The organism is Pseudochrobactrum sp. AO18b (assembly GCF_000409565.1).
GTDB lineage: Bacteria > Pseudomonadota > Alphaproteobacteria > Rhizobiales > Rhizobiaceae > Pseudochrobactrum > Pseudochrobactrum saccharolyticum.
The window spans coordinates 1-13,005 of sequence record NZ_ANNO01000183.1; the positions used below are offsets into that span (position 1 = coordinate 1).

Annotated in this window: 11 protein-coding genes; all 11 read left to right on the forward strand. The window is 52.0% G+C overall.

Features of this window, described 5'->3' with window-relative positions; all coding sequences use genetic code 11:
* Nucleotides 1–920: Holliday junction branch migration DNA helicase RuvB (ruvB, locus tag A918_RS0107850; protein ID WP_022710528.1), on the forward strand; the 920-nt coding region annotated here is incomplete at its 5' end.
* Entirely contained in the window at nucleotides 920–1,396 is a 477-nt protein-coding gene (ybgC, locus tag A918_RS0107855) for a tol-pal system-associated acyl-CoA thioesterase (protein ID WP_022710529.1), read from the forward strand. The genes ruvB and ybgC, both read left to right, overlap by 1 nt.
* A gap of 483 nt (nucleotides 1,397–1,879) precedes the next feature.
* Nucleotides 1,880–2,590, forward strand: coding sequence for a protein TolQ (tolQ, locus tag A918_RS0107865; protein ID WP_022710531.1), 711 nt, complete (start codon nucleotides 1,880–1,882; stop codon nucleotides 2,588–2,590).
* Between the two features lie 81 nt (nucleotides 2,591–2,671).
* Entirely contained in the window at nucleotides 2,672–3,121 is a 450-nt protein-coding gene (gene tolR, locus A918_RS0107870) for a protein TolR (protein WP_022710532.1), read from the forward strand.
* 7 nt (nucleotides 3,122–3,128) lie between these two features.
* Entirely contained in the window at nucleotides 3,129–4,208 is a 1,080-nt protein-coding gene (locus A918_RS0107875; protein WP_022710533.1) for a hypothetical protein, read from the forward strand.
* Between the two features lie 126 nt (nucleotides 4,209–4,334).
* On the forward strand, nucleotides 4,335–5,645 hold the full coding sequence (gene tolB / locus A918_RS0107880; protein ID WP_022710534.1) for a Tol-Pal system beta propeller repeat protein TolB: 1,311 nt from the start codon (nucleotides 4,335–4,337) through the stop codon (nucleotides 5,643–5,645).
* A 336-nt stretch (nucleotides 5,646–5,981) separates the two neighbouring features.
* Nucleotides 5,982–6,497, forward strand: coding sequence for a peptidoglycan-associated lipoprotein Pal (gene pal, locus A918_RS0107885; RefSeq protein ID WP_022710535.1), 516 nt, complete (start codon nucleotides 5,982–5,984; stop codon nucleotides 6,495–6,497).
* 231 nt (nucleotides 6,498–6,728) lie between these two features.
* Nucleotides 6,729–7,703 (forward strand): tol-pal system protein YbgF, encoded by a 975-nt coding sequence (ybgF, locus tag A918_RS19850; protein WP_022710536.1) that lies wholly within the window; start codon nucleotides 6,729–6,731, stop codon nucleotides 7,701–7,703.
* Between the two features lie 25 nt (nucleotides 7,704–7,728).
* Nucleotides 7,729–9,183, forward strand: coding sequence for a tRNA lysidine(34) synthetase TilS (gene tilS, locus A918_RS19855; RefSeq protein ID WP_022710537.1), 1,455 nt, complete (start codon nucleotides 7,729–7,731; stop codon nucleotides 9,181–9,183).
* A gap of 152 nt (nucleotides 9,184–9,335) precedes the next feature.
* Nucleotides 9,336–11,273, forward strand: coding sequence for an ATP-dependent zinc metalloprotease FtsH (ftsH, locus tag A918_RS0107900; RefSeq protein ID WP_022710538.1), 1,938 nt, complete (start codon nucleotides 9,336–9,338; stop codon nucleotides 11,271–11,273).
* A 266-nt stretch (nucleotides 11,274–11,539) separates the two neighbouring features.
* A complete protein-coding gene (gene glmM, locus A918_RS0107910) occupies nucleotides 11,540–12,886 on the forward strand; it encodes a phosphoglucosamine mutase (RefSeq protein WP_022710540.1) in 1,347 nt (448 codons plus the stop codon).
* Nucleotides 12,887–13,005: the final 119 nt, after the last annotated feature.

Consider the following 13,005-nt stretch of genomic DNA (forward strand, 5'->3'; position numbering starts at 1 on the left):
TTTTTATCGAAGCAGCCAAAACCCGCGGTGAAGCTCTGGATCATGTGTTGTTTGTCGGCCCTCCGGGCTTGGGCAAAACCACATTGGCTCAGATTATGTCCAAGGAACTCGGCGTTAATTTCCGCTCCACTTCAGGGCCGGTGATTGCCAAAGCCGGTGATCTGGCGGCATTGCTCACCAATCTTGAAGACCGCGATGTGCTGTTTATCGACGAAATTCATCGTCTCAGCCCTGCGGTGGAAGAAATTCTCTATCCGGCGATGGAAGATTATCAGCTCGATCTGATTATCGGCGAAGGGCCTGCAGCGCGTTCGGTCAAGATTGATTTGGCGAAATTCACGCTGGTGGCGGCGACAACCCGTCTCGGTCTTCTGACTACGCCTTTGCGCGACCGTTTCGGTATTCCGGTACGGCTGAATTTCTATACGGTTGATGAGCTGGAATATATTGTGCGCCGTGGTGCGCGGCTGATGCAGCTGAATATTTCCGATGATGGTGCACGCGAGATTGCGCGTCGTGCACGGGGAACACCGCGTATTGCAGGGCGTTTGCTGCGCCGTGTCCGTGACTTTGCGCTGGTAGCAAAAGCAGACATTGTGGATGCGAAGATCGCCGATGAGGCGCTGATCCGTCTCGAAGTGGATAATATCGGTCTCGATCAGCTGGATCGTCGCTATCTTAATATGATTGCACGCAATTTTGGCGGCGGACCTGTGGGGATTGAGACGATTGCCGCTGGTCTGTCTGAACCGCGTGATGCGATTGAAGATATTATTGAACCCTATCTGATCCAGCAGGGTTTTTTGCAACGCACACCGCGCGGTCGTGTGTTGACAGCTGTTGCATGGCAACATCTGGGGCTGACGGCACCGACAGATCTGGCTGCACGGCAGATCACCCTGTTTGAGGACGAAGCCTGATGCCGGATATAACAGCTCCAGACGATTTAAGCACAGCTGAATCTGAAGTGATTAATGGCACGCTGACACCGGAAGGGCACCGGTTGCTGGCGCGGGTCTATTATGCCGATACGGATTTTTCCGGCGTGGTTTATCATGCCCGTTATCTGGAGTTTCTGGAGCGCGGTCGTACTGATTTTCTGCGTCTCAAAGGTGTGCATCATACACAGCTGGAAGAGGGGCAGCTTGGCGAGCCGATTGTCTGGATCGTGCGACGCATGGAGATTGATTTCCGTTTACCTGCCCGCATTGATGATATGCTGGTGATTGAGACTTGCGTGACTGAAGCTTCCGGTGCGCGGGTGACAATGCGCCAGCGCATTCAGCGCAAAAATGGTGAGCTTCTGATTGAAGCACAGGTCGAAGCGGCATTGATTAATAAGCAGGGTCGCCCGAAACGGATGCCCAAAGAGTGGAAAGCGCTGTTTACAGCTTAACTTTTGGCAAATGCCTTCATCGTCAAACCGGGACAATTGGACGGGCATAATCCTGCGTCATTTCAAAAATCGGGTGTGATCGCGCAGGTAGTGCTGAATGTGGTACTGGCTCAAAAACCGGCGGCGGAAAATCAGGCGCCGCACGTAAAATTGCCCGCAATAGTGCGAATCCTAACTTATCTTTAACCATAATAGTTCATCTTTAGTCCAAGACGGAGAGGTGAGGGCATGAATCTGCCTGTCGCCTTCCTTTCACCAAAATTAACCGTAAAAAGCAAAACAGCCGGTCATGCACAAGATTGTGTCCGGCACTATGCAGATACGGCGCAAAGCAATTCGGCGGGCCGTGCAGGCAAACAATGCATCCGGACCGCTTAAGGTAACAACAGATCGAAACGGTTGCGCAGAAAACTGCGCGGTGAACCGTTTTGCTTTTGCCGCCCGGTGATGAGCCGGGCGTTTGGATTCGAGGACAGGTGACAAATGGAAACGCTACCCATTGCAGCACATACAGCTGATGTCAGTCTCTGGGGACTGTTCATGCAGGCCAACTGGGTTGTGAAACTGGTCATGCTGGGCTTGCTGGCTGCCTCAATCTGGACATGGGCGATTATCGTCGACAAGACACTGGCCTATCGCCGTGCAACAAGTGCGATTGAGCGTTTTGAGCAGGTCTTCTGGTCCGGCCAGTCTTTGGAAGAATTATACCGCAATCTCGGTGAACGCCGTACCACCGGCATGAGCGCCATTTTCATGGCAGCAATGCGCGAGTGGAAAAAGTCTTTCGAAAAAGGCGCCCGTTCCCCGATTGCGTTGCAGATGCGTATCGAAAAAGCGATGGATGTGGCCTTAGCACGTGAAAACGACAAGCTGGAATCACGCCTCGGTTTTCTGGCCACCATTGGTACATCTGCACCATTTATCGGTCTGTTCGGTACCGTTGTCGGTATTATGACCTCGTTCATGGCAATTGCTGCTTCCAAAAATACGAGTCTTGCCGTTGTGGCACCGGGTATTGCGGAAGCATTGCTTGCAACGGCGATTGGTCTTCTGGCCGCTATCCCTGCGGTTATTGCCTATAACAAGCTGACCGCAGACTCGGCAAAAATCACCGCACGTATGGAAGGTTTTGCCGATGAGTTTTCGGCCATACTGTCGCGACAAATTGATGAGAAGCTGACGCCGCGCGGATAAATTATCCGGTTTGTGTGCGTCAGTCGTTTTAAATTCAGGCCGGATATCAGGTCAAAAGATTAAGGCCGGAAGGTTCCAGATATGGGTATGTCATTAGGAAGTCAGGGCGGAGCAGGCGGTCGTCGCAGACGCGGCGGCAAGAAGGCTCCGATGAGCGAAATCAACATCACACCTTTCGTGGATGTGATGCTGGTGCTGCTGATTATCTTCATGGTGTCCGCACCGCTGCTCACCTCCGGTGTGCCGATTGATCTGCCGGATACGCAGGCTAAGGCGCTGAATGCCGATACTCAGCCGATTACCGTGTCCGTGAATGACAAGGGGCAGGTCTATCTGCAGGAAACCGAGATCGACATTGCAGAAGTGGTGCCGAAACTCGAAGCTATCGCCAAAACCGGCTATGAAGAGCGCGTTTTTGTGCGCGGCGATAAAAATGCCGATTACGGTACTGTGATGAAAGTGATGTCACGTATTTCCGCTGCCGGTTTCAAGAATATCGGTCTGGTGACCCTCCAGGAGCAGGATAGCTGACGCCATCATGAAGGCAGGTCTGACTTCCTCAACACTCATCCATGTGGTCATTATCGGCTGGGGACTATTCTCGTTCTCTTCGCCGAAGCCTTTTGACATGACTGATACTGAATCCTTCCCTGTCGATATTGTACCGATTGAAGATATTTCACAGGTACAGCAGGGCGATAAAAAAGCGCCGAAAGCGGAAAAAGCAGCACCAAAACCAACGACTAAGCCGAAAACGGTTGAGCAAGCGGAAAATGCCGGCGACAGCGAGCTTGATCTGAAGACGCCGCCGATGCCGAATGAAAAGCCGAAGCCTGTTGAAACCGCAGAAGCGGCCAAACCTGCGGAAAAACCGGCTGAAAAGCCGGAACCTGTACAGGAAAACAAGCCTGAACCAAAACCGGAGCCGGTTAAACCGCCTGAACCGGTAAAGCCGCCGGAGCCAAAAGTGGAGCCGAAGCCGGAACCAAAGGCTGAGGTGAAGCCGGATCCTGTTGCGGAAGCAATTGCGCAGCAGCCGGAACAGGCTGAAGAAGTCAAATTGCCGGATCGTGTTCCGGCGCCGGAAGCCAAACCGAAACCGCAACCAACGGAAACGGCCAAGGCTGAGGATAAGAAAAAAGACGAGAAGAAACCGGAAAAGCCAAGCACAACCGCGCAGAATACGTCGAAAGATAAAGATGCAAAGGCTGACGAGGTTGCCGTTCTTTTGAACCGTGAGAAATCTGCAGGTGGCGGAGCTAAACGCTCTACCGACAAGGAAGCCTTTGGTGCCAAGAAAACGACCGGCGGAGCTAAACTCAGCCAGACGGAAATGGATGCTCTGAAAGGTCAGATCAGCGACAAATGGAGTATCCCTTCGGGTGTGGCCGATGCCGCTGATTTGCGTATTACCGTTAAGATGCAGCTGAATGAAGACGGCTCGATTAACGGCTCGCCGGAAGTCACTTATACAGGCGGCGATTCTATCGTTGGCCGTGCGGCAGCAGACAGTGCGCGGCGTGCGGTGATGCGTGCAGCGCCTTACAATCTGCCGCGGGATAAATATGAAACCTGGGCGACGGTCATCGTGAATTTTGACCCGAGCGAAATGTTCTAAACGGAATACGGACCGGCGCTGCGTAGCGCCGGTTTCAGGGGCTTTCTGTGAAGCTCTTCAATATCAAAGCATGTGAGACGTCTCACAGAACCAAATATGATCAGGACAAACGAGGTCCACGCCATCATGAAAACACTGTTTAAAACCTTATTTTCAGTTCTCGCTGTCGCTGCGGCAGTGAGCACGGCTGCGGTGCTGCCTGCACGCGCCGTTGTGGAAGTAAATATTAACAAGGGTAATGTTGACCCGCTGCCGATTGCTCTGACCGACTTCTTGTCCGGTGATGCGCTGGGTGCGGAAATTACCTCTATCATCGCTGCGGATCTTGAGCGTTCCGGCCTTTTTGCGCCGATCGACAAAAAAGCATTCATTGAAAAAATCAGCAATCCGGATGTGGCACCGCGTTTTGAAGACTGGAAAGTCATCAATGCGCAGGCACTGGTTACCGGCCGCGTGACCAAGCAGCCGGATGGCCGTCTGAAAGCTGAGTTCCGTCTGTGGGATACTTTTGCCGGACAGCAGCTTGCAGGCCAGCAGTTTTTCACAACACCGGAAAACAAGCGTCGCGTTGCCCATATTATCGCCGATGCGATTTATGAGCGCCTGACCGGTGAAAAAGGCTATTTCGATACACGTATCGTATTTGTTGATGAGTCCGGCAGCGCGCAGAAACGCGTCAAGCGTCTGGCGATCATGGATCAGGACGGCGCGAATGTGCGTTATCTGTCAAATGGTAAAGATCTGGTGCTGACACCGCGCTTCTCACCAAGCCGTCAGGAAATCACTTATATGTCTTTTGCCGGTGACCGTCCGCGCGTTTACCTGCTGCAGCTGGAAACAGGACAGCAGGAACTGGTCGGTAATTTCCCGGGCATGACGATTGCACCACGCTTTTCTCCTGATGGTCAGAAAGTGGTGATGAGCCTGCTGCAGGATGATGGTAGCGCCAATATTTACACGATGGATCTGCGTTCGCGCACAACCACCCGTCTGACCAGCAGTCAGGCCATTGATACCTCGGCATCCTATTCGCCGGATGGTTCCAAGATCGTATTTGAATCCGATCGTGGCGGTCGCCAGCAGATTTACGTCATGGGTGCCGACGGCTCCAACCCGCAGCGCGTTTCTTTCGGTAACGGCAGCTATTCGACACCGGTATGGTCACCGCGCGGCGATCTGATCGCCTTTACCAAGCAGTCCGGCGGTCAGTTCTCGATCGGCGTGATGAAAACCGATGGTTCGGGTGAGCGCCTTTTGACAAGCGGCTTCCATAATGAAGGCCCGACATGGGCACCGAACGGCCGTGTTCTGATGTTCTTCCGTGAAAGCGGCGGTACATCCCGTCTCTACACGATTGATCTGACCGGCCGCAATGAACGCCAGATCCAGACGCCGAATGCGGCCTCTGATCCGGCATGGTCGCCATTGCTGAATTAAGTTTGAGATAAGCTCTGTGTGCTGAATAGGACACAGAGCTTATTTTTGAGGACTGATGCTTTAGTCAAATCAGGCTTTTGTGATAACAAGCCGTGTTTTTGCCGCATTGCTTTCTAGGTTGCCGATAAATGGTTCGCTTTGAAATCAGGGAAGAACCACTTGAAACTGTCTCTGTGAATGAGCCGAAAAACGGATTTTTGACGGAGAAATCTTGAGTTTTTATGCTGATTAAGTAACAATTAACCATGTTATTTGAACGGTTTTTAACCTCAATATGATTAATCATCTGGTTAGTCATACATCATGTAAACGCATTATTCTTAAGGAGTACGGGCCATGCGCCGTTCCCAGTCGATTGCCCGCAGCCCGTTTGCTGTTGCCCTTTTCCTGTCGCTTGCCGTAGCCGGTTGCGCCAACAAGAAAAACCTGCCGAACAATGCAGGTGATCTTGGTCTGAACGGTATGGGTGCCAATGGTGCTGTTGCCGGTTCCGCACAGGACTTCACCGTGAATGTCGGTGACCGCGTGTTCTTCGATCTCGACAGTTCCGTGATCCGCGCTGACGCACAGCAGACATTGTCCCGTCAGGCTCAGTGGCTGGCCCGCTATCCGAACTATTCGATCACTGTTGAAGGTCACTCGGATGAACGTGGTACACGCGAGTACAACCTGGCACTTGGCCAGCGTCGTGCTGCTGCTGCCCGTGATTATCTGGCTTCCCGCGGCGTGCCGGTTAACCGTATGCGCACCGTTTCCTACGGTAAGGAACGTCCGGTTGCAGTTTGCGACAATATTTCCTGCTGGTCGCAGAACCGCCGTGCAGTAACCGTTCTGAACGGTGCCGGCAGCTAATCTGCAGCTAAAAAGTCATTTTTCGCTGCTCGTAACAATTGCGCGATAAAAAAGACACAGACTTATGGGAAAAGCGGCCTCAGGGTCGCTTTTTTCAGTTTGAACATAAAAGCCAAAATTTGGCCGCACTCAATTGCACCATTTCAACTGAGATTATAAAGATTGAACCGGTCCATCTGAGAATGTGATGATGACCCTTGGAACAGAATTCGGGCGCATGAGGTATTGCGAATGAAGAAAGCGATGAAAAGACTGGCTCTGGCTGTCAGTTTGCTGCCGCTGCTGGCTATGGCAACAGGCGGAACAACAGCCTTTGCTCAGGCCAGTGATCAGCGGGTAATTCAGTTGCAGGAGCAGGTTCGTGACCTGACCGGCAAGCTTGAAGAAATGAACTTCCAGATTTTGCAGATGCAGGAGCAGATGCGTAAAATTCAGGAAGATAATGAATTCCGCTTTGAAGAGCTGGAAAAAAAGAAAAAGGCCGACGCCGGTTCTGATCAATCCACACAAACAGCGGCGGCAGATTCTGCCGCTGTATCCTCTGACGGTGCTTCAGCAGATAAGGAACCGCGCCAGACAGCTTCGGCGAGTGCGGATAATGACAACACCGCTCAGGATTCATCTGATTTCCAGCCTGCACAGGATGCCAATACAGATAATTCCGCCGCTTCCGTTGCTACTGGTCAGCAAACGCCGGTTACAGTCACATCGCAGGCTCCGCGTGCGCTCGGCTCTATCCGCTTTGATTCCAGTGGCAATGTAATCGGCGGCAGCCTGAGTGACGAGCCGGCACAGCAGACGGTTTCCCTGCCGCAGACCGACAATCCCAACGAACTTTATAATGCCGCCTATCAGTTTATTCTTGCCGGTGATTACCGCTCGGCAGAAGTGGCATTTCGTGCGCATATCGACCGCTATCCGGCCGATCCGATGACATCAGATGCCCGTTACTGGCTGGGTGAAGCACTGTACGGACAGGATCGTTTTGCGGAATCAGCTACGGTTTTCATCGATAATCAGCGGGATTTTCCTGATTCCAAGCGTGGTGCGGAGAATATGCTGAAACTCGGTATGGCTATGGCCAAGCTGAATGACCGTGAAGTTGCCTGTGCGACGCTGGCAAAAATCAGCAGCCGTTTCCCTTCAGCCGCTCCGGCAGTGCTGAAACGTGCGGATGAAGAGCGTAAACTGAACCGCTGCTCATAAATATGGCACAGGGGGCTGACGCCGGATGCAGGGTACGGATGTGAATGCTGCGAAGACGGCAATTTCAGACGGTGGCACCGCTACACTAATGCCGGATTTTCTGCCGCGAATTTTTGCAGGCTTTGATAATGCGCTGGCGGGGCAGCATCCGTCGGTGATGATTGTTGCGGTTTCAGGCGGCAGCGATTCTTTGGCACTGTTACTGCTGACCAGACTTTATTTACAAGAAAAGCTGCCGGAATGCCGTCTGATCGCAGTGACTGTCGATCACAGACTACGCGCGGAATCTGCTGATGAAGCGGCGGGTGTTGCTGAGTTTTGTCAGAGTATCGGCAGTGCGCATCAGATTTTGTGCTGGACCGGCGAAAAGCCTGCCAGTGGTCTTGCGTCTGCTGCCCGTTCTGCACGCTATGATCTGCTGGTGCAGGCGGCATGTCAGCATAAGGCCGCTATTATTCTGACAGGACATACGGCTGACGATCAGGTCGAGACATATCTGATGCGTCGGGAAAGAGAAGGCTTGGCAGCTGGTCTTGTCGGAGCTGAGCGCGGGCTTGCCGCTATGGCTGTGCAAACTCTGTTGCAAACGAAGGTTCTGCTGTGCCGCCCGCTGCTGGATATCTGGCGGGATGAGCTGAGAGGTTTTTTATCAGCACAAAATATCCGTTGGGTGGATGATCCGAGCAATGAGAATCCCGCCTATGAGCGCCCGCGGGTGAGGCAGGCTGCGAAAATGCTGGATAAGCCAGCTTTGTTGCAAACCGCTGATGCTGCAGCAGTGCGAAGACGTGCAGATAATCACTGCGTGGCTGACTTGCTGAAACAGGAAGACAGCCAGATCAGGCTGCTTGCCGGCGACAGTTTGTTTTTACCTGCCGGATGGGATGCATCAGATCGGGATATTATCCCGCTGACACTGGGTTATTTGCTGGCTGCTATCGGCGGGCAGGCTTTTTTACCGGCACTGCAGGATTGTGCTGATCTTACCAACTGGCTTGATAAACCTTCAATACCGGCCAAACAAAGGAAAACCCTGCATCGCTGTGTGATTGAAAAATCCCGTCATGGGACGATTATCCGCCGTGAACGACGTAATTTGCCCGTAATTCCATTGCAGAGGGAAGAAGAGGTCTTGTGGGACGGGCGTTATCATATCCGCAATGAGGGAGCAGAACTGCTTATCATTGCTGCGCTGAGTGAAAAGCAGTTGTCTGCTTATTTGCGACAGCACAAGATAGGAACAGGAGAGGGGAAACAGGGATATTTTGACCGCAACAGTTTGCTCGCTGCACCGGCTGTCTTTTGTGACGGGGTGGTGACCGGTTTTCCTGCATTGTCCGGTCTGGTTCCGCAAAGTTCTGAAGTTCGGATAAAACGCACTCTTGCCTGTTTTGACAGGGTGCTTTCCGGCCATGATTTTGAGGTCGCACAGGTTGTAAAAGGGCTTTTAACCATGCCTTTCAACCATAATTACAGGTAAATTCTGCAAAGAATGCAGAAGAATCACTTATGAAGCTGTACACCGCCTTGGCAAGGCCGTGCATCGAACCTATGTTAGGTTTGAATATTTTTCCGGAAAGCGCCAAAACGGCAGATGAGCCGGAAAGACGTTGGTAATCGATTGGACCCGAGATGAATCCAAATTATCGCAACTTCGCCCTCTGGGCGATCATTGCTCTCCTGCTGGTTGCATTATTCAACCTGTTTCAGAGTCCGGCGCAACGCGCGTCGTCTCGTGAGATTCCTTATTCGCAATTTATTGAAGATGTATCGGGCGGACGGGTTAAATCCGTCACCATTACCGGCCCGCGCATCGTCGGTTCCTATGCTGATAATAATGCGACATTCCAGACCTATTCCCCTTCGGATGCCAGCCTGATCGGCCGCCTTGAAGAGAAAAATGTTGCGATTACCGCAAAGCCTGAAAGCGATGGCTCGGGATCGCTGTTCGGTATTCTTCTGTCATGGCTGCCTATGATCCTGATCCTCGGCGTGTGGATTTTCTTCATGCGTCAGATGCAGGGCGGTTCACGCGGTGCGATGGGCTTCGGTAAATCCAAGGCGAAACTTCTGACTGAGGCGCATGGCCGTGTGACCTTTCAGGACGTTGCCGGTGTTGACGAAGCCAAGGAAGATCTGGAAGAAATCGTTGAATTCTTGCGTGATCCGCAGAAATTCCAGCGTCTCGGCGGTAAAATTCCGCGCGGTGTGCTGCTCGTAGGCCCTCCGGGAACCGGTAAAACTTTGCTGGCGCGTTCTGTTGCCGGTGAAGCCAATGTGCCGTTCTTTACAATTTCCGGTTCTGACTTTGTTGAAATGTTTGTTGGTGTCGGTGCAAGCCGTGTCCGCGATATGTTTGAACAGGCAAAAAAGAACTCTCCCTGCATTATCTTCATCGACGAAATCGATGCCGTCGGTCGTCACCGTGGTGCGGGCTTAGGCGGTGGTAATGATGAACGCGAACAGACGCTGAACCAGTTGCTGGTTGAGATGGATGGTTTCGAAGCCAATGAGAATATTATTCTGATTGCTGCAACCAACCGTCCTGACGTGCTTGATCCTGCGCTTCTCCGTCCGGGTCGTTTCGACCGTCAGGTTGTTGTGCCTAATCCGGATGTGAGCGGCCGTGAACAGATCCTCAGAGTGCATGTGCGTAATGTACCGCTGGCACCGAATGTCGATCTGAAAGTTCTTGCCCGCGGTACGCCTGGTTTCTCCGGTGCGGATCTGATGAACCTCGTCAATGAAGCTGCACTGATGACTGCACGCCGGAACAAGCGTCTGGTGACTATGCAGGAATTTGAAGACGCCAAAGACAAGATCATGATGGGTGCGGAACGCCGTTCTTCGGCGATGACGCAGGCAGAAAAAGAACTGACCGCCTATCATGAATCCGGTCATGCGATTGTGGCGATGAATGTGCCTGTGGCTGATCCGGTCCATAAGGCAACCATCATTCCGCGCGGTCGTGCGCTGGGTATGGTGATGCAGCTGCCGGAAGGCGACAAATATTCCATGAGCTATAAGTGGATGGTGTCGCGCCTTGCAATCATGATGGGTGGCCGTATTGCCGAAGAACTGAAATTCGGTAAGGAAAACATCACATCCGGTGCGTCATCCGATATTGAGCAGGCAACCAAGCTTGCCCGTGCAATGGTGACCCGCTGGGGCTTTTCTGAAAAGCTCGGTTATGTTGCCTATGGCGAAAATCAGGAAGAGGTTTTCCTCGGTCATTCCGTATCGCGTACGCAGAATGTTTCTGAAGCAACAGCCCAGCTGATTGATGCGGAAGTTCGTGAGCTGATTGACAATGCCTATGTCGAAGCGCGCCGTATTCTGACAGAAAAGCATGATGCATGGGTCGCCATTGCTGAAGGCCTGCTGGAATATGAAACCCTGAGCGGTGAAGAGATCAAACAGCTGATCGCCGGTCAGAAACCGAACCGTGATACAGGCGATGATTCATCCTCATCGCGCGGATCGGGCGTTCCTAAAGCCGGTGCATCGCGCAAGAAGCCTGATGCTGAGCCGGAAGCCGGACAGGATATGAAGCCTGAACCACAGGCATAAGACTTGTACCGGTAACGACTGTGTTAAATAAGAACCGGGCTTTTAAAGCCCGGTTTTTTATTTCGTTGATCTGAACGGGCACGCTGTGTCATTCGGAGGCAGCAATTTAAATATCCTGAGCGGATCTGTTTACCAGATGATCAGTTTCATGGTCTGGATATTTGACAAGAGATATAAAATCGCTGCATTGCTAGTTTTAAGAGAAGCCTGTTTTCTGTTCTTTAGAATAAGGCAGGTATGGCACTGCGCAAAGAAAAGGCTTGAATATGTCCCGTAAATATTTTGGTACTGACGGCATTCGCGGTAAGGCTAATTCTTTTCCGATGACGCCGGATATCGCTATGCGGGTCGGTATGGCTGTAGGCTTGTCATTCCGCGATGGCGGGCAGGGGCAGCGTGTGGTGATCGGCAAGGATACCCGTCGTTCAGGCTATATGCTGGAAAATGCGCTTGTTGCCGGTTTTACCTCCATGGGCATGGAAGTGTTTCTTCTGGGGCCGATCCCGACACCGGCTGTTGCCATGCTGTGCCGTTCATTGCGTGCAGATATCGGTGTGATGATCTCCGCCTCGCATAATCCTTATTATGATAACGGTATTAAGCTGTTTGGCCCTGACGGTTACAAATTGTCAGACGCGCTGGAATTGCAGATTGAAAAGCTGATTGATGATGACATGAGCGCGCATATGAGCAGCCATGGCGAAGTTGGTCGGGCGAAACGCGTTGACGGCGATATTTACCGGTATATTGAGTTTGCCAAGCGTACGATGCCGCGTCATTTGTCGCTGAATGGTCTGCGTATTGTAGTCGATTGCGCCAATGGTGCAGCCTATAAAGTGGCACCGGCTGCTTTGTGGGAACTCGGTGCTGAAGTTATCACCATTAATAATACGCCGAATGGTACGAATATTAATGAGGATTGCGGTTCTACACATCCGGAAGGCCTGATCCGTAAAGTTCATGAAACCCGCGCCGATGTCGGTATTGCCCTTGATGGTGATGCGGATCGTGTGCTGATGGTTGATGAAAACGGCACCATCATTGACGGCGATCAGCTGATGGCTGTGATTGCGGAAAGCTGGTCAAAGAGCGGGCGTCTCGTTGGCGGCGGTATTGTTGCGACCATTATGTCCAATCTTGGTCTGGAGCGTTTCCTCGGCGATCAGGGGCTGACACTGGCGCGCACCAAAGTCGGTGACCGTTACGTTGTTGAACATATGCGTGAGAACGGTTTTAATGTTGGTGGCGAGCAGTCCGGCCATATTGTGCTGTCTGAATTTGGTACGACCGGCGATGGTTTGATCTCTGCGCTGCAAATTCTTGCTGTTATGCAGGAGCAGGGACGTCCGCTGAGCGAAGTTTGCCGTAAATTCCAACCCGTGCCGCAGATTCTTAAAAACATCCGTGTTGCCGGCGGAAAATTGCTTGAGAATAAAACAGTTATTCAGGCGATCGAAGAAGGCAAGAATGCTCTTGGCAGCACCGGCCGTGTTGTGATCCGCCCTTCAGGGACTGAACCTCTGATCCGTGTAATGGCTGAGGGTGACGACCATAAACTGGTTGAAACTGTCGTCGATGATATTATCACATCAATCAGAACAGCAGCAAAATAACGGGCTGATTTACGAATTTGTGCCTGTTTTCATATGCGGTACTCTGTATCGCTCATATATAAAACTGAATATTTTCAATAAAAAGAGGGGCATTAAATGCCCCTCTTTTTTTTATGGTT